Annotated in this window: 16 protein-coding genes; 13 read left to right on the top strand and 3 right to left on the bottom strand. The window is 45.1% G+C overall.

Going from position 1 to position 18276, the window contains the following annotated elements:
* Window positions 1-79: 79 nt before the first annotated feature.
* The 3 genes from htpG to WJ238_RS06740 all read left to right on the top strand — a co-directional run bounded on the left by htpG (window position 80) and on the right by WJ238_RS06740 (window position 3204).
* A complete protein-coding gene (gene htpG, locus WJ238_RS06750) occupies window positions 80-2146 on the top strand; it encodes a molecular chaperone HtpG (protein WP_337606491.1) in 2067 nt (688 codons plus the stop codon).
* A 67-nt stretch (window positions 2147-2213) separates the two neighbouring features.
* Complete coding sequence (locus WJ238_RS06745; protein WP_230105400.1) at window positions 2214-2786, top strand: ECF transporter S component; 573 nt, start codon at window positions 2214-2216, stop codon at window positions 2784-2786.
* Window positions 2776-3204 carry a DUF1893 domain-containing protein gene (locus tag WJ238_RS06740; protein WP_337606490.1) on the top strand — a complete coding sequence of 143 codons (429 nt, stop codon included), beginning with the start codon at window positions 2776-2778 and terminating at the stop codon, window positions 3202-3204. The genes WJ238_RS06745 and WJ238_RS06740 overlap by 11 nt, the downstream gene beginning before the upstream one ends.
* A 70-nt stretch (window positions 3205-3274) precedes the next feature.
* On the opposite strand, the gene WJ238_RS06735 is transcribed toward WJ238_RS06740, so the two are convergent.
* Window positions 3275-3757: a DUF5721 family protein gene (locus WJ238_RS06735; protein ID WP_316269943.1), complete on the bottom strand. Its 483-nt coding sequence runs from the start codon at window positions 3755-3757 to the stop codon at window positions 3275-3277.
* A 160-nt stretch (window positions 3758-3917) separates the two neighbouring features.
* Between WJ238_RS06735 and WJ238_RS06730 the strand changes: the two genes are divergently transcribed.
* From WJ238_RS06730 to WJ238_RS06695, 8 genes are all read left to right on the top strand, one after another.
* Window positions 3918-4670, top strand: coding sequence for a pseudouridine synthase (locus WJ238_RS06730; RefSeq protein WP_230105403.1), 753 nt, complete (start codon window positions 3918-3920; stop codon window positions 4668-4670).
* Window positions 4671-4685: 15 nt separating this feature from the next.
* The gene (gene ligA, locus WJ238_RS06725; RefSeq protein ID WP_316269944.1) at window positions 4686-6665 is read left to right on the top strand and encodes an NAD-dependent DNA ligase LigA; all 1980 of its coding nucleotides are present in this window, start codon (window positions 4686-4688) and stop codon (window positions 6663-6665) included.
* Between the two features lie 12 nt (window positions 6666-6677).
* Entirely contained in the window at window positions 6678-8105 is a 1428-nt protein-coding gene (gene clpX, locus WJ238_RS06720; protein WP_230105405.1) for an ATP-dependent Clp protease ATP-binding subunit ClpX, read from the top strand.
* Between the two features lie 28 nt (window positions 8106-8133).
* Entirely contained in the window at window positions 8134-9381 is a 1248-nt protein-coding gene (locus WJ238_RS06715; RefSeq protein WP_337606489.1) for a cation:proton antiporter, read from the top strand.
* 83 nt (window positions 9382-9464) lie between these two features.
* Window positions 9465-11171, top strand: coding sequence for a S8 family peptidase (locus tag WJ238_RS06710; RefSeq protein WP_337606488.1), 1707 nt, complete (start codon window positions 9465-9467; stop codon window positions 11169-11171).
* A gap of 19 nt (window positions 11172-11190) precedes the next feature.
* Window positions 11191-11481 (top strand): hypothetical protein, encoded by a 291-nt coding sequence (locus WJ238_RS06705; RefSeq protein ID WP_230105408.1) that lies wholly within the window; start codon window positions 11191-11193, stop codon window positions 11479-11481.
* A gap of 19 nt (window positions 11482-11500) precedes the next feature.
* The gene (locus WJ238_RS06700; protein WP_230105409.1) at window positions 11501-11974 is read left to right on the top strand and encodes a signal peptidase II; all 474 of its coding nucleotides are present in this window, start codon (window positions 11501-11503) and stop codon (window positions 11972-11974) included.
* A gap of 2 nt (window positions 11975-11976) precedes the next feature.
* Window positions 11977-12909, top strand: coding sequence for a C39 family peptidase (locus WJ238_RS06695; protein ID WP_337606487.1), 933 nt, complete (start codon window positions 11977-11979; stop codon window positions 12907-12909).
* On the opposite strand, the gene WJ238_RS06690 is transcribed toward WJ238_RS06695, so the two are convergent.
* Window positions 12906-14906, bottom strand: a complete 2001-nt coding sequence (locus WJ238_RS06690; RefSeq protein ID WP_337606486.1) for a sensor histidine kinase — start codon at window positions 14904-14906, stop codon at window positions 12906-12908. The two genes, WJ238_RS06695 and WJ238_RS06690, sit on opposite strands and share 4 nt — an antisense overlap.
* A gap of 27 nt (window positions 14907-14933) precedes the next feature.
* Here WJ238_RS06690 and WJ238_RS06685 point away from each other — a divergent pair, with 27 nt between their 5' ends.
* A complete protein-coding gene (locus tag WJ238_RS06685) occupies window positions 14934-16433 on the top strand; it encodes a hypothetical protein (protein WP_337606485.1) in 1500 nt (499 codons plus the stop codon).
* Here WJ238_RS06685 and WJ238_RS06680 read toward each other — a convergent pair.
* Window positions 16374-17123, bottom strand: a complete 750-nt coding sequence (locus tag WJ238_RS06680) for a response regulator transcription factor (protein WP_337606484.1) — start codon at window positions 17121-17123, stop codon at window positions 16374-16376. The two genes, WJ238_RS06685 and WJ238_RS06680, sit on opposite strands and share 60 nt — an antisense overlap.
* Before the next feature lie 252 nt (window positions 17124-17375).
* On the opposite strand from WJ238_RS06680, the gene WJ238_RS06675 reads away from it, so the two are divergent.
* A partial coding sequence (locus tag WJ238_RS06675) for a GGDEF domain-containing protein (protein WP_337606483.1) occupies window positions 17376-18276 on the top strand: 901 nt, incomplete at its 3' end.

The following is an 18276-nucleotide window of genomic DNA, read 5'->3' as shown; positions in this document are numbered from 1 at the left end:
TTTTTGGTTGACATTTAAAACAGAGGGTATTATCATATTTTTTAGACGAGAAAAAGAGAATTTATAAGGAGTGATATAAATGGCAGCAAAAAAAGGAAATTTATCTATCAGCAGTGAGAATATTTTCCCAATCATTAAGAAGTGGGTGTATTCTGATCACGACATCTTCGTCCGCGAGATGATCTCAAATGGGTGCGACGCCATCACAAAGCTGAAAAAGCTTGATATGATGGGAGAATATCAGATGGCGGATGATTATAAACCGCAGATCCAGGTGATCGTAAATCCGGAAGAAAAGACACTGAAATTTATCGATAATGGTATCGGTATGACAGCAGATGAGGTGGAAGAGTACATTACTCAGATCGCCTTTTCAGGAGCAACAGAATTTTTGGAAAAGTACAAGGACAAAACAACGGAAGATGACATGATCGGACATTTCGGACTTGGATTTTATTCAGCGTTTATGGTTGCTGATGAAGTTCATATCGATACTCTTTCCTATAAGGAAGGATCTGTGCCGGTGCACTGGGTCAGCAATGGCGGGACAGAATATGAGATGTCAGACGGAAATAAAGAAGGAGTCGGAACGGAAATTACTCTTTTCCTGAATGATGACAGCCTGGAATTTGCAAATGAGTATCGTGTAAGAGAAGTTCTGGAGAAGTACTGCTCTTTCATGCCGATGGAAATGTTCCTGTCCAAAGCCAATGCGGAGCAGGAATATGAGACGATCGATGAGGCTGACCTGAAAGAGGATGACGTTGTTGTAGAACGGATCCATGAGGAAGCCAAGATGGAAGAGAAGGAAAATGAAAACGGGGAGAAAGAAATGGTAGAAGTATCCCCGGCAAAGGACAAAGTAAAGATCAACAAGCGTCCGGTTGCGATCAATGACATCCATCCTCTCTGGACAAAACATCCGAATGAATGCTCCAAGGAGGATTATATAGAATTTTACAGAAAGGTGTTCCTGGACTACAAGGAGCCGCTCTTCTGGATTCATTTAAATATGGATTATCCTTTCAATTTAAAGGGTATCCTTTATTTCCCGAAGATCAACACAGAGTACGATTCCATTGAGGGAACCATTAAGCTGTATAACAACCAGGTATTTATTGCTGATAACATCAAAGAAGTGATTCCGGAGTTCCTGATGGTATTAAAAGGAGTGATCGACTGTCCGGATCTTCCGTTGAATGTATCAAGAAGCGCGCTTCAGAACGATGGATTTGTGACAAAGATTGCAGATTATATCTCCAAGAAGGTAGCTGATAAACTGAGCGGTATGTGCAAGACTGACAAGGAAAATTATGAGAAATACTGGGATGATATCAGTCCGTTTATTAAATTCGGCTGCCTGAAGGACGAAAAATTCTGTGACAAGATGATGGATTACATTCTCTTCAAGAATATCGACCATAAATATATGACTCTGAAAGAGTGTGTAGAGGAAAACGGCGGAACTTTAATCGACCCGAAGGATCAGAAAGAGGAGACAGCAGAGACAGAGGGTGAAGAGAAGAAGGAAGAGCCGAAGACTACTATCTATTATGTGACAGATGAACAGCAGCAGAGCCAGTATATCAATATGTTCCGCACTCAGGGACAGGATGCGGTGATCCTGAACCACAATATCGACTCTCCGTTTATCACACAACTGGAACAGAGGAACCAAAATATACAGTTCCAGCGCATCGATGCTGACATTACAGAATCTGCAAAGGAAGAAGTGAAGGAAGAAGAAAAAGAAAACTTCCAGAAAACAGCGGATACTTTAACAGAGGTCTTTAAAAAAGCTCTGGATAATGATAGACTGAATGTAAAGGTTGAAAAACTGAAAGATGACAAGGTGGCTTCTATGATCACTCTGTCAGAGCAGAGCAGACGTATGCAGGAAATGATGAAAATGTACGGTATGACGGGAATGGATCCGTCCATGTTCGGTACAGACAGTACGCTGACTCTGAATGCCAACCATCCACTGGTCCAGTTTGTAGTTGAAAACAAAGATAATGAGAATGTTCCGGTGATCTGCAAACAGCTTTATGATCTGGCAATGCTGGCTCATAAGCCTTTAAGCCCGGAAGAGATGACAGCTTTTGTACAGAGAAGCAATGACATTATGATGCTGCTGACAAAATAAAAGCGGATGGGACACTCTTTTGACAAGAGAAGAGGATGACAGAACAAAAATGGAAAGGAGAGAAAGTATGGCAAACACGATTATTACAAAACAGAAGGATCTTCCGAAACTGGCTTTCAAAACACAGGCTCTTGCCGCATTTGCAGCGGTAGCAGGAGCAGTTGTAATTCCACAGTTATTTCATGTAATGGGAGCGGTATCGGGACTTGGTACAGCACTTGGAGAGACATTTCTTCCCATGCATCTTCCGATCATTCTGGCAGGACTGATGGCAGGACCTTATGCGGGAGCAGTTGCCGGAGTGTTTGGTCCCCTTGTAAGCTTTGCGCTGTCAGGAATGCCGGGAGCAGCTATGCTTCCGTTTATGATGATCGAGCTGGCAGTTTACGGACTGGCGGCAGGTCTTCTTAGAAATGTAAGTATGCCTGTACTGGCAAAAGTAGTTCTTGTGCAGATTGCAGGACGTCTGGTGCGTGCAGCTGCAATTGTAGCCGGGGTTTCTCTGCTGGGTGTACAGGGAATCCAGATGCCTGTTATCTGGAACAGCATTGTTACAGGGCTTCCGGGATTGATCCTGCAGTGGACTCTGCTGCCGCTGCTTGTATTCTGGATCAATAACAGGGCAAAAAATGAGCAGTGATCTTAGAAGAGCGGTAGAAATTCTTGACAAGAGCAGATACACCTGCGTTCTCTGCAGAGGGGAACAGATACTGACAACAGAAAAACGGGGAGTTCTGCCGTTAGTTGAATGGCTGGAAGCCGGGGAGGATCTGAAAGGGTTCTCTGCAGCGGATAAGGTAGTAGGCAAAGGGGCAGCGTTTCTTTACGTGATGGCAGGAGTAAAGGAAGTCTACGCGTCGGTTATGAGTAAGAAGGCAGCCGCTCTATTGTCTGATTACGGTATTGACGGCTTCTGCGGGCAAAAGGTTGACAGGATCCGCAATCGTCAGGGAACAGGAAATTGTCCCATGGAGGAAGCAACAAAAGATATTGAGAGCCCTGAAAAGGCCTGGGAAGCAATTCGGCAGACGCTGAAAAGGCTTGCGGCCGGAAAGTAAGAATAGAGGATATAAAAAGCAGGCGGATGTGATATCCGCCTGCTTTGCCTGCTATAAGTATCAGGTTACTTCAACTGTCCAGTTCATAGGGAATCCCGTTTTGGAAGAAAAGTTCCTGGACTTTTTTATCCCATGACTGCTCCACAGATTTGTCCATGATAAACTGACGGAAGGAGGTTCCGGTAGTGCAGGTGAGTTTGGAACCGTCATACCGGAAATTCAGATACAGTCCCTGGACATCAGACAAAGGAAAATCCAGTCTGCTGTCAGAGAGAAATCTCCCGATTTCTTCCGGGGCGAGAGAAAAGATCAGGCGAAAGCTCAAAGGGGTACGTTTTCCACGGATAATAGAATAGCAGTAGTCTCTGAAAAGTTTCCAGAGAGCATATTCTTCTTTGGGAGGTTCGTCAAAAAAACTCTTTTGGAGAAAGCCGCTCATAGTAAATTTCCCAAAGGTTATAATTTCACCTTCTATAAAAGAAAAATGATCGAATGTCTCATGAGCCAGCAGATGAGACATGCAGGTCTTTGTCTCAGGTGTCAGAATGATCATACAAAAAGTCCTTTCTTTTAAGGATGTATAGCGCCGGTGCACAACAGGTATATTAACAAGCATACACCGACGCTAAATTCATTTTAATACAGACAGGATGTTTTTACAAACGAAAAGTTGTCGAAACCAGAACACAGATGTTATACTAGGAGCAATTGATGTGAAAGAAGAAATCCGTTTAAATAAATATATTACAGAAGCAGGAATCTGTTCCCGCCGTGAGGCAGACCGCCTGATCGAATCCGGAAAGGTCTATGTGGACGGCCAGAGGGCAGTTCTTGGAATGAAGATACGAAAAGGTCAGAAAGTACAGGTTGGAAAAAAAGTAATCAGCGGTAAAGAAGAAAAGGTTGTCCTGGCAGTTTATAAGCCGGTAGGCATTGTCTGTACAGAAGATCCAAGGACACGGAATAATATTGTCCGTTTTTTAAACTATCCGGTACGGATCACCTATGCCGGCAGGCTGGATAAAGATTCCGAAGGTCTTCTTCTCATGACAAATGACGGAGATATGATCAACAGTATTATGCGGGCGGCCAATTTCCATGAAAAAGAGTACAAGGTAACGGTAGATCGCCGGATTACAGAAGGATTTATCAGGGAAATGTCCGAAGGAGTCCATATTACAGATAAAGAAAAAAATCTTGACGCTGTAACCAGGCCCTGCCGTGTATATCAGGAAGGACCTTATACTTTTCGGATCATCCTTACACAGGGGCTGAACCGTCAGATACGAAGAATGTGCGATGCCCTTGGATATCAGGTGAGAATGCTGAAAAGGATCCGTATTATGAATATAGAACTCGGCAATATGAAGCCGGGACAGAGCAGGCCTTTGACGGATCAGGAGCTGGCCGGACTGCACCGTCAGATTGAGGAACACAGTACAAAGTCCGGAGAAAAAAAGGAATAGGAGAATAGCAGGAAAATGGCAGATCATCAGACAGAGAAGAAAAAGAGACTGAAGGAACTGACAGATCTTCTTAACCGGGCCGGAAAGGCGTATTATCAGGATGCAGAGGAGATCATGAGCAATTACGAATATGATGCCCTGTATGACGAGCTTGAAGCGCTGGAAAAAGAGCTTGGTATGGTATTGTCAAACAGTCCCACTGTCAATGTGGGATATGAGGTGTTAAGTGAACTTCCCAAGGAGAGGCACGAAAGCCCGATGCTTTCCCTCGATAAGACAAAAGATATTGAGGAACTGAAAGAGTTTGCCGGGGATCAGAAAGTGGTGATGTCCTGGAAAATGGACGGCCTTACTGTTGTGCTCACTTACCGGAACGGGGAACTTGTAAAGGCAGTTACCCGCGGAACTGGAGAAGTGGGGGAAGTAATCACCAACAATGCCAGAGTTTTTAAAAATATTCCTTTAAAGATAGCCTACCAGGGGGAGCTGATCCTTCGGGGAGAGGCAGTCATCGGATACCGGGATTTTGAGAGGATCAATGAAGAAATTCCCGATGCGGATGCAAAATATAAAAATCCCCGTAATCTCTGCAGTGGTTCAGTGCGTCAGCTCAACAATGAAATCACAGCAAAAAGGAACGTAAACTTTTTTGCTTTTGCGCTTGTAAAGGCGGACGGAGTAGATTTCCATAATTCGAGATCATACCAGCTGGACTGGCTGAAACAGCAGGGATTTGACGTAGTAGAACACCATGTTGTAACCAGGGAAAAAGTAGAAGAAGAAGTTATTAAATTTTCAGAAAAAATCAGTCAAAATGATTTTCCATCAGATGGACTTGTGCTAATATATGATGATATAGGATATGGTCAGTCTTTAGGGAGAACTTCTAAATTTCCACGGGATTCTTTCGCATTTAAATGGGCGGACGAGACAAAGGAGACTGTGCTGGAAGAAATCGAATGGAGTCCTTCCAGAACAGGTCTTATTAACCCGGTTGCCATTTTTGATCCTGTGGAGCTGGAGGGTACCACGGTCAGCAGAGCAAGCGTTCACAATATCAGCATTATGGAAGAACTGAAGCTGGGGATAGGAGATACCATTGAAGTATATAAAGCAAATATGATCATTCCCCAGATTGCCCGGAATCTGACCGGAAGCGGGGTGAAAGATATTCCCAAGGTCTGTCCGGTATGCCAGGGAAAGACGGAGATACGGCAAATCAGCAATGCAAAGGCGCTTTACTGTACCAACCCCGAATGTCAGGCGAAGCAGATCAAATCCTACGCCCTGTTTGTCAGCAGGGACGCCATGAATATAGAAGGCCTTTCGGAGGCGACGCTGGAAAAATTTATAGCCAGAGGATTTATCCGCGAATATACAGATATTTTTCATCTGGACCGCTATCAGGATGAGATCCGGAATATGGAAGGTTTTGGAGAGAAATCTTACCGCAATCTGATCGAGAGTGCCAGGAAGGCAAGAGTTACTACTTTGCCGAGACTGATCTACAGCCTTGGGATTTCCAATATTGGTCTGGCAAATGCAAAAATGATATGCCAGGAAGTGGGAAATGATCCCGAACGGATCCTGGAACTTGACAAAGAGCAGTTAAGTTCAATCGCAGGAGTTGGGGAAGTGATCGCCGGGGCTTTTGTGGATTATTTTCAGAATGAGCAGCATAGAGAACAGTATAAAAAGCTTTTAAAAGAGGTGATCCTTCCGGAGGAAGAGGAGAAGGAGAACGGAGAGATCCTTAAGGGAATTACCTTCGTGATCACCGGAAGCGTAGAACATTTTGCCAACCGGGGAGAAGTAAAGGAACTGATCGAAAGCATGGGAGGCAAGGTGACCGGATCTGTCACATCTAAAACGACATATCTGATCAACAATGATACAGCATCCACATCGTCCAAAAACAAAAAGGCAAGGGAGCTTGGGATTCCGATTTTGTCGGAGGAAGCCTTCCTTCAGATGATAGAAGAGAGAAAGAAATAGAAAGGAGTCATCATGTCAGAAAGAGATCAGAACAATGAAAATGAGATTGAAAAAGTAAATGACTCAGAAGTAGAAGTAGAAAAAACCAAGAAAGAAGACGAATATGAGAAGATCTGTTTCATTTGTCACCGCCCGGAGAGCACAGCAGGAAAAATGATCGATCTTCCCAACAATATTTCTGTCTGCTCCGACTGTATGCAGAAGAGTTTTGACGCCATGACAAACGGGCAGATTGATTACAGCAAGCTGATGAATATACCGGGCGTTCAGATCTTCAACATGTCTGATCTGGAAAATGCAGTGCCAAAACAGCAGAAGATCAAGAAGAGAAAAGAGGGCGAGGAGAAGAAGCCCCTTCTTGATATTAACAACATTCCAGCGCCTCATAAGATCAAAGCAAAACTTGATGAGTATGTGGTAGGGCAGGAATATGCCAAAAAGGTTATGTCCGTGGCTGTATACAACCACTATAAGCGGGTAGCTACAGATACTATGGATGATATTGAGATTGAGAAGTCCAATATGCTGATGATCGGACCGACAGGATCCGGAAAAACCTATCTTGTAAAGACGCTGGCGCGGCTTCTGGATGTACCTCTTGCCATTACGGATGCCACATCTCTTACAGAGGCCGGTTATATCGGCGACGACATAGAAAGTGTCGTGTCAAAGCTTCTGGCAGCGGCGGACAATGATGTGGAGAAAGCAGAACAGGGAATCATTTTTATCGATGAAATCGATAAGATCGCGAAAAAGAAAAACACCAATCAGAGGGATGTAAGCGGAGAATCCGTACAGCAGGGAATGCTGAAGCTTCTGGAAGGGAGCGAGGTGGAAGTTCCGGTTGGAGCCAACAGCAAAAATGCCATGGTTCCGCTGACCACGGTTAATACCCGGAATATTCTCTTTATATGCGGAGGAGCTTTCCCGGATCTGGAAAATATCATAAAGGAACGTCTTACAAAACAGGCTGCCATTGGATTTAATGCAGATTTGAAGGATAAATATGATCATGATAAAAATATCCTTGGAAAAGTGACAACAGAAGACTTAAGAAATTTTGGTATGATCCCGGAATTTCTCGGGCGTCTGCCTATCGTCTTTACTTTGCAGGGTCTGGATGAAGATATGTATGTAAAGATACTGAAAGAGCCGAAAAATGCGATTTTGAAGCAGTATCAGAAATTGCTTGCTCTGGATGAGGTGAAGCTGGAATTTGATGATTCCGCATTGAGGGCTATTGCAAGAAAAGCGATGGAGAAGGATACAGGGGCCAGAGCGCTTCGGGCGATTATTGAGGAATTTATGCTGGACATCATGTATGAGATACCAAAAGATGATTCCATCGGACAGGTGACGATTACAGAAAGTTACATACAGGGAACCGGAGGACCGATCATTACTTTGAGAGGTCAGGAACCAGCACTTCTGGAAGGATAAAATATTAGAGATTACGAGGGGACAGGAAATGGATTATAGTTATTTGCTGGATTTGGCGATTATTTTACTTTGTACCAAACTTTTAGGGCTTGCAACGAGAAGAGTACAGATGCCGCAGGTGGTAGGTGCGCTTCTTGCAGGACTTATCCTTGGCCCAGCTGTATTCGGGATTCTTGAAGAGACAGCCTTTATTACTTCCGTGGCAGAGCTGGGAGTGATCGTGCTGATGTTCTGTGCGGGAATGGAAACAGATATTAATGAACTGAAAGCCAGCGGCAAGGCGTCTTTTGTCATTGCTATGTGCGGAGTACTTGTTCCTCTCGCAGGCGGTTTTGCCCTGTCCTATCTTTTTAACAGGCCTGGCGTGATCGAGTCAGATGCAGCAGCCAGCCTTATGCTGCAGAATGTGTTTATCGGTATCATACTGACTGCCACATCGGTCAGCATTTCGGTAGAGACTTTAAAAGAGCTGGGGAAATTAAAGACCCGCTCCGGAAATGCGATCCTTGGTGCGGCTATCATAGATGATATTTTAGGTATTATCGGGCTTACCATTGTAACCAGCATGGCAGATTCTTCTGTCAGTATAGCGGTAGTACTGCTGAAGATTCTGGGATTTTTTGTTTTTGCCGCAGTGGTTGGAGTTGTGGTGTACAGATGGTACCATTCCTGGGTGGATCATGCAGAAAAAGGATTGAGAAGACATGTGATCCTTGCTTTTGTATTCTGCCTTGTCATGTCTTACTGTGCAGAAGAATTTTTCGGTGTGGCGGATATTACCGGAGCCTTTTTTGCAGGTCTGATCATCGCCAATACCGAGAAAGCAGAGTATCTCCAGGAAAGATTTAACACCATTTCCTATCTGCTTCTGTCACCGGTGTTTTTTGCCAGTATCGGGCTGAAAGTTGTCCTTCCGAAAATGGATTCCACCATTGTGATTTTTTCCGTTCTGCTCGTGATCGTTGCTGTTGTGACGAAGATCATCGGCTGCGGATTTGGCGCAAAGATCTGCCATTATAAGAATTATCAGTGCAGAAGGATCGGCGTGGGTATGATCTCCAGAGGTGAGGTGGCTCTCATCGTGGCAAACAAAGGTATGGCTTTAGGACTTCTGGGTTCTGTATTCCTCGGGCCTGTCATTATTATGGTCGTCCTGACGACTATCGTAACCCCGGTGCTCTTAAAGATTATTTTCCGGAAGGGACCGGATCTGCCAGTGCCGAAAGAGCAGGAGATTTCCAGTTTCTACGAAAATATGGGCGAGAAAAAACAGTGAAATACAGGCGGAAATCTTTGACTGCAGGAATAGAGTTTTTGATACCTCATATACTTAATTGAAAAAGCATATGAGGTATTTTTATGCCTGATTTTAAACTTTGCCGTCAGAGAATCTTGTCAGAGGAGTATCGGGATTTTATCGTATCATCCAGAGGGGGAAGAATTGATTTTCAGGTTCCGGAGGAAAAGCTTTGCCGCCAGAGGACACAGGCGGGGTATGATGTGATCTATATTGATCAGCCTCTTGCGGATCCTATAGGATTTGAACGGTTTCCATACAGTTCTGTCCCCAAATGCTATGCGCTCCTTGATATGGAAGCCATGAATCAGGCCGGGATCACACAGGTACAGAATTATCCTACTTTAGAGCTGATGGGAGAAAACGTGATGATCGGTTTCGTAGATACCGGGATCGATTATACCCATCCGGTGTTCCGTGCTCTGGATGGAGGCACAAGGATTGCAGCCATCTGGGATCAGACCATACAGGATGGAATGACTCCGGAAGGATTTCTCTACGGTACAGAATATACAGAGGAAGAAATCAACCGGGCTCTGGCATCAGAGGATCCTTTTCAGATCGTTCCAAGCATGGATAGAAACGGACACGGAACATTTATTGCCAGCGTGGCTGCAGGAGGAGCGGATGAATCCGGTAAATTTCTGGGAGCAGCCCCGGAAGCCACGCTGGCTGTGGTAAAGCTGAAGGAGGCCAAGCAGTATCTGAAAGAATTTTATTATATTGCTCCGGAAGCTGTATGTTACCAGGAAAATGATATTATGCTGGGAGTACAGTATCTTGCGGATCTGGCAGAGCGGAAAAATATGCCGTTGATCCTGTGTATTGCTCTTGGAACCAGTATGGGCGGACATAACGGGACACTGCCCCTTGCTGTTCTTTTGGAATATTATTCCAACATCATCAACCGCGGGATCGTGACAGGGACAGGAAATGAAGCGGCGGGACGGAGGCATTTTTCTGACAGGCTTGCGGACAGGGATGACAGAAGCGAGGTAGAGATACGGGTCGGGGAAGGAGTGGGAGGTTTTGTGACAGAGCTCTGGTCTGACATTCCCAATATCCTGACAATTTCTCTTGTGTCTCCCTCCGGGGAAGTGAAGCAGGGAATCGGAGTGCAGCCTGGAGGAAACGCAGTGTTTCAGTTTGTGTTTGACCGAACAGAAGTCTCGGTAGATTACCGTCTTTTGGTAGAGAGGAATAATTCCCAGTTGATTTTTTTCAGGTTCGGGCACCCCTCACCGGGAATATGGAAAGTAATCGTAGAGCCGGTACAGCTGGCAGGAGGTGAGTTTCATCTCTGGCTCCCTGTAGAAAATTTTCTGAACGGTGAGGTGTTTTTTCTCAGGTCTGATCCCAATACGACGCTGACGGCGCCATCAGCCGTAAGTTCTGCCATTTCCTGTGCCTTTTATAATGGAACAGAGAATAGTATTGATATTAATTCCGGTAGAGGATATACTAGAACTGGAGAGATAAAACCGGATCTTGCAGCGCCGGGTGTCGGCATTATAGGTGCCGTTCCGGGAGGAAGATTCCAGGAAAGATCAGGCTCCAGCGCTGCCGCAGCCATTACCGCGGGAGCCGCCGCGCTGATGACAGAGTGGCTCCGCTATCATGTGGGAAGCAGCGGAGTAGATACGCTGCAGCTTAAAAACCTGTTTATCCTGGGAGCCAGGCAGAGACCGGGAGAACCATATCCGAACAGGGAATGGGGATACGGAACCCTGGATCTGTACCATACTCTGGATCGGCTAAGACAGATATGAGACAAAGGAGAGATGATAAATGGCAGATTTTTTTGATGAATTTGGGAAAAGAGTATCTGATGTGGCAAGTGATTTAAGCAGACGTGCCGGAGATTCCCTGGAGATACAGAGACTGAAAGGGGAAATCCGTTCTTTGAAGAGAGGAAACAGAAGGGATTTTGAAGATATCGGCAGATCGATATACGAGAAATTTACAAAGAATGAGATCCAGGATATGGATATGATCGCATTGTGTGAAGCTATTGAGAAACGGGAAGAGGAAATTGAAAAATACGAAGAACAGATTGTACGCATTAAAGAAGAAATCTGAAATTAACAGAAAGCAACATATGACGGTATTTCTGCAGTCTATTCCGATTTTGACAGCAACGGCGGATATTTTGATCAAACAGTCTGTAGAGCGGAATCTGGGCGAGTCAGACGAAAAAGAGATCATGGGAGGCCGCGTGATCCTTCGGAAGGTTTACAATGAAGGGTTTGCTTTCAATATTTTGGAAAAACGGCCGAAAATTGTAACAGGTGTTTCCTGTGCAGTGGGCGCCGCTGTTTTTCTTTATGGACAGTTTCTTATGACACAGAAGAAAAGAGTTCTTGAAAAAACGGGGATCATGCTTGCATCAGGAGGCGCATGGAGCAATTTTTTTGACCGCGCTGTCCGCGGGAGAGTTGTGGACTATCTTGCAGTAAAGACAAAATGGAAGAAGGCGCAGGCTGTAACATTCAATATAGGAGATCTGTGTATTTTTGCCGGGGCATTGTCTGTGCTGGCCGGAAGACTCCTGTATAAAAGAAAAAAACGATAGAGGTGACAGATATACAGAAGAATATCCGAGAGAATCAGGACAGCAAAAAGGAAAGAGAGAAGAACAGCAGAATTGTAGAAATAAAGGCGATGTGTATAGGAGCAGCCTTGATTCTGGCAGGAGGGGCAGCAGGCGGGTATGCCTTAAATGAAGTGAAAGCAGAGAGGGAAAAGGCGCAGGCGGAAGCCAGAGAGCAGGCGGAACGCGAAAAGGCGGCAGACGAACAAAGGAAAGCCATGGAAGAAGAGGAAGCAGCCAAGACACCGGAGCAGAAGAAAGCAGAACAGATTGCGGCGGCAAAGGAAGAAGCAAAAGAGGAAGGTTGTCCGGATGAGATCATAAGCCTGGTAGATAAAAATGATGAGCTGATTGATTTTGTAAAAGATTATGCCCAGAATAAAGATAAAGAAGCTCCAAGTACGGTAGAGGGGCCGGAAGTGGAAGGACAGATTCCCCATTACCTGCAATGGGATGAAAGATGGGGGTATGCTTCCTATGGAACGAGTATTATCGCTTCCAGCGGATGCGGGCCCACCTGTATGTCCATGGTGATCGTAGGATTGACCGGCGATGTAACGGCAACGCCCTACAGGATGGCAAAATACAGCGAAGAGCGGGGCTATATCGATGAAAGTAATAATACATACTGGGCGATGCTGGAGAGCGCGGCGTCAGACTGGGGCCTTCGCTGTCAGGAAACCATGCTGGATGAAAGCTCGCTGGCGGCAGAGCTGCAGGCAGGTCATCCGGTAGTCTGCAGCATGCTGCCGGGCGATTTTACAGACGTAGGTCATTTTCTTGTGCTGACAGGATATAAAGATGGAAAAGTAACCCTAAACGATCCTTTCAGCAAGGCAAATTCGGAAAAGGAGTGGGTGTTTGCGGACATTCAGGATCAAATCCGGCAGATGTGGGTATTTTCCCTGCCGTCTTAGGACAGATCCGGTTTATGAAAAACAGGGAGCGACACAGTGAAGGAAGTGCCGCAGCCAGGTGTGGAGGAAGCAGAAATGTTTCCTCCATGTTCAATTGTGATGGATTTGGCGATATAAAGGCCCATGCCGCCATTTTCGCCGCCTTTACGGCGGGTAAAGAACTGTTCAAATATATGGGGGAGATTTTCAGGCGCAATGCCGCTGCCATTGTCCCTGACTATGATACAGGCATTGTTATCCTCCAGGGACAGGAAAAGTTCAATCTTTCCTTCTGCAGGTACAAATCCTACCGCATTATAAACTAAGTTCTGAAGAAGACTGATCAGTTTAATGTGGTCGCCATAAACGAAAAGCGGTTCTTTGGGGGAGATATGCAGCAGAAAACGAATGCCTGATACATCCATGTCAGGCAGATTCTGCTCATAAAATTCCCGGATCAGGTCCGTGAGATTTACGACAGAAAAGTCAGAGGGCGTATCCTGGTAGGAAAATTCCTGGAGCAGTACCAGCCGATCCCGCATTTCGCCTGCTTTTTGCCGTATTGTATCAAGATACTGTTTTGTTTCGTCGCTGAGATCCGGCTGTTCCATCTGTGCCAGCCGTGTGAAGGTAGTGATGGATGTGATCGGAGTTTTTAAATCATGGGCAAATCCCAGAAGAAGCTGACGCCGCTCCTCCAGAAGAGAATTTAAAGAAGCGGTTTTATGTTCCACTTCTTCTTGAAGGTGGCGGTTTAGCCGGATATTTTCCCGGACGATCCGAATATTGTGAATAACCATACGAACGGAAAAAAGCAGGATCAATCCATAAATGCCCCACTCATCATACCATCCGGTGCGGGCAGGTTCATAGCGTCCAAGGCAGAGCATGTGCGCACACAGGGAAAGGGCATAAAATCCAATTCCGGCAAGAAGAGGGAAATTTTCGCTGCTTTTGCCGGTTAAATGTTTAAGGACAAGGAAGAAAAGAAACAGGGAAATAATCAGTTTATACCAGAAAAGCAGTTGTCCGTAAACAGCAGCAAAGGCCGGGAGAAGAGGAAGAATTACCATAGGAGCAGCAGCGCTTAAGGCAACAAATCCAAGGGAGATGCCTGGAAGAATACGATCTGACAGAAGCCCTCTTTTCAGACAGACTAAAGAGACGATCCGTATGATGCAGAAGATGCCAAGAGCAGCCATGGCATCCTCCAGTGCATACAGGGGACGGATCAGGGGGACGCCCGCCAGCCGAAGGAACGGATAACAGATGCGGATAGAAAAGGAGAGCGCAAGGATACCAAGGAAGAAGTTTTCCCGGGAGCGGGGATCATGACGCAGGCCGATCCAGACGGCAGAGGAGAAAAGAGCCAGCGTCAGAGAAGTAAAACACAGAAAGCCGTAAAAGATCATGCGTTCTGAGATAAGACGGCTGACTGCTTCCGAACTTCCAACAGCAGGGGGATAAGTGACGCCGCTATAATAATGACTGTGATTTGCTGTCTGGACCACAACTTCTGCCTGCCCGTTTTCAAGGGGAACAGTTACGATGGTATCTTTGATTAAGGGACGATAGGGGGACAGTGAGCCGGCAGAAGCAGTAAGTTCTCCGTTTACATAAACATTACAGGCTGAAAAAACCTCCGGAAGGAGGAGAGAATAGCTACCTGACTTACCGGTCAGGACAATACGGTATGTACCGGATCCATAGGGAGAATGGTTCTTATGGAAGGAAGAAAAACTAAAATATTGGCCAATATAGATTTCTTTTGAAGTATAGTCCGACAGTTCATCTGGGGAGGCTTCCACATCCGGATAAAATTCCCAGCCTTCTGCCAGGTAGGTGATTTTGCGGGGATCAGAAGAGTCCCCTTTTATGACTGAAAAACCTTCTTGTGACAAGGAAGCCCTCATGATATACTTGTTGTCAAAGCGATATAGAAGAGAAAAGAGTCCGATAGCGCATAATCCTGTAAGCAGGAGCAGACAGGTCAGTATAGAAACTTTTTTTGTGTACATAGCAGTTTACCTCTCTGGAAAGGAAGAATGGCATTGATGAAAGCCAAACATCCACATTTAGTTATAGTTATTATAGCAGAAGTCATAGTTTTTGCGACAATATTATTTTTCCTGAATTTTGCCTGTGTTCATGCCTCTGAAACGGAGGACAATGATACAGTAGCTACATACGAAGAATGGAAGAAGTGGCTTGAGAGTCACAGAAGCGAAGGCGGAACTGTTGTATTGACAGATGACATTACAGTACCGGAAGATGAGAATTATCTTTATGATAACGGAAAATACAGGAAAAATATTACAGTGAAAACAGCCGGACATACAATTTATGTGAAAGGACAGATGGAACTGTGGCCCTTTTTGTCTCTGGAAGGAACCGGAGGAAGTGAAGGGATCTTCCATGTTTGTCCCGGGGGCAGTCTGACATTAATTTCCGTCAGCATTTTGGCGGGTTCGGCAGAAGATACTGCAGTTGTACAGGAAGAAGGTTCTTTCTTTGTCTATGGGGAAGAAACAGGAATGGGGCTTCCCGAATTTTTCTGTCAGGGGCGGATGATTCTGGCAGATAAGCCTGTTGTATCAGCGGCATCAGCGGAGAACTATCAGGATATGCCGGTCATTGTGATTCCGGAGGAAGAAAATTTTTCGGTTTCCCGTCTGCCTGCTGAAGATGATGTGACGATCAATCAAAGCGGGAAGACAGATAGTACAGCAATTCCGGTGATCTGGCAAGATACGGACTTCCCGAAAGAAAGAGTCCGCACAGTTATAACGGGTACTTATCCGGATGATTATGTTGTTTTCAGAGATCAGAATCCGAGGTGCCTGGTGGTGTATGGCTCCAGTACGAATCCCTACTTTCTCCTGGCCTTTGCAGAAACTTATCAGAACAGCGGCCTTATCCTTCATATGGACGCATTTGTTCCGCAGGAGGGAACAGTTACTCTGCAAGGCTCCGATGATAAAAGAACATGGAGCGATCTGGAAAGCCAGGAAGTATCTGAAGGAGAGCAGATAAGCTGGTATCCTGCATATAATCTTCTGGAAGAGGAAAGTTATACTTATTATAAAATGAGCCAAAGACTGTCGGATGGGACAACTCTGGATTCAGACATCCTGGAGCTGACAGAGGAATACACGATGGAGGGAACCGGTATCGAAGGCAGCAGAGGCGGAGAGACAAGACCTACAGAGGGAGAGGATGTGTTGCCGCCGCTGACGCAGGTGCCGGGAGGAAGCAGTGGAATGGGGAATGTTTCAGCGTCATCGGCCTCGGATAGTGACAATGCTTCCGCTTCCGATGCTGCATCCGCCGGAACCGGCTCTTCCAGTGTGTCTTCCGGTAAAAAAGAAGAAAACAAAGAAGAAAATAAAGAAGCAGGCCTAAAAACCCCGGACAGGGAGGAAAATCCAGAAGAGGATACGAATTATCCCTCCGAGTCACTGCAGATAGGAGTCGGTATAGTGCTTTCAGTTTGTGTGGTGGGAGGAATCCTTCTGGTTTTCCTGTTCAGAAGGAAAAGACGGTGAGAAATCCTGGTCCTTAGGCGGTGAAAAGCAGTATCCTTTTCGGGATACTGTTTTTATATATTGTTTTTCATTGCAAAGGGCAGTAAGTTTGTGACGTATAGTAGAAACGGTAACCTGAAGATTGTGTCTGCTGCCCACAATAGGAGTTTTCCAGATGCGGTCGTAAAGCTGTTCATAGGAAAAGACCTTTCCGGGATTTTGAGCCAGAAAGGAAAGAATATCAAACTGCAGAGCAGAAAAGTATTCTTCTTTTCCATTATAGCTTACTATCCGTCGATCCATATCAATAACAAGCGGACCAAAGGTGAGCACATCATTGTAAAATACGGATTCACTTCGTCGGATTCTTGCCCGGATCCGGTATTCTAATTCCAAAATGTCATAAGGTTTGGCCAGAAAATCGTCACCGCCAGATTGAAAACTTTGAATCCGGCTTTCTGTATCTGAAAATCCAGATAAGAAAATGACAGGAGCCCGGCTTTGTTCGCGAAAATGGCGGCAGAGAGAAAAGCCGTCGATTTCAGGCATATCAATATCAAGGATCACACAGTCAAAGGCTGTATTTTGAAGAAGTTCCCAGGCTTCCTTCGGAGAACTGCACTGATAGATTTTATATCCCTTTCGGGTGAAATAAATCCGATTGCTTTCCAGAAAATCCAAATCATCATCAATAAACAGAAGTTTTTCCATATCCTTCTCCTTCTAGCGTATCATGTAAAGCGGTTTCTGCGGTTCCGCAGAAACTACCTTATGCACAGGTATAATTTATTATACCATGCCCTGAGAAAAAGAAGAAAAGAGAAAGGCAGAAAAAAATCAAAAAACAGTCAAATTGAATTGGAAATGCCCATTTCAGTGTCATAATATGCTAATATAAAGTTAATAAAAGATATGGTAAGAAGCGTTTGGCAGAGGCAGAATGCAGAAAGGACTGTATGCAGAATGGAAGAAAAGGTTGCAGGAAAAAATGCGATAAAAGAAGCGTACCCGGTGATGGTCAGTTTCCTGGACTTTTATTTCAGGGACAGGGATATTACAAAAATCATATCCATGGTTGACGAGAATATGTATTTTGTGGGAGCAGGCAGAGATTATACGGCAGTGAATCGGGGACAATTTCAAAGACTGATGGAAAGGGAAAATGAAGAAATGATGCCAATCCGTTCCGGCTATGAAATCGTGTCTTATCATGAGGAGAAAATAGGAGAAGAAAGCCGAAGATGCCTGTGTAAAGCAGAGCGTAAGGAACCGCCAAGCTGCTTTATTTTTACAGCGTTGGTATATAAGAAGAAAGAGAAAGATGTGATATCTATGCTCCATATATCCAGAGTAGACGATGCTGTGGTTGAGATGGCCGGGTATATTCATGATCTGATCCGGGAATCGAGCAGAGATTTTCTTACAGGCGTATATAACCGAAAAGGAGGAGAAGAGAGGATCGGAGAGGTAATGCAAAAAGGAGTTCCTTTTGTATTCCTCATGCTGGATTTGGATGATTTTAAGAAGGTCAATGATATATATGGCCATGGAGCGGGCGACAGTATGCTTTGTTATATGGGAGAAAAACTAAAGGAATGTTTTCGGAAGACAGACATTATTGTACGCCTGGGTGGTGATGAATTTGCGGTTTTTGCCCAGCCGTGCCTGGATATCAGCGCCGTTAAAGAAAAAGTCGATCAGCTGGTTTTTTCTTATACAGAAGAGGCGAAGAGGAGATATCCGCTTAGCAGGACATCGGTATCGGTAGGAGGAATCTACGGAAAAGAGCCGGAAAGCTTTCGTAAAATATATCATATGGCAGATCAAATTTTGTATGCTATCAAGCAAAATGGAAAAGGCAGAT

Source organism: Claveliimonas sp. (assembly GCF_037273965.1).
In the GTDB taxonomy this organism is placed as follows: Bacteria; Bacillota; Clostridia; order Lachnospirales; family Lachnospiraceae; genus Claveliimonas; species Claveliimonas bilis.
Note: the sequence above shows the minus strand (reverse complement) of the source record. Positions and strands in the feature narration are given on the sequence as shown.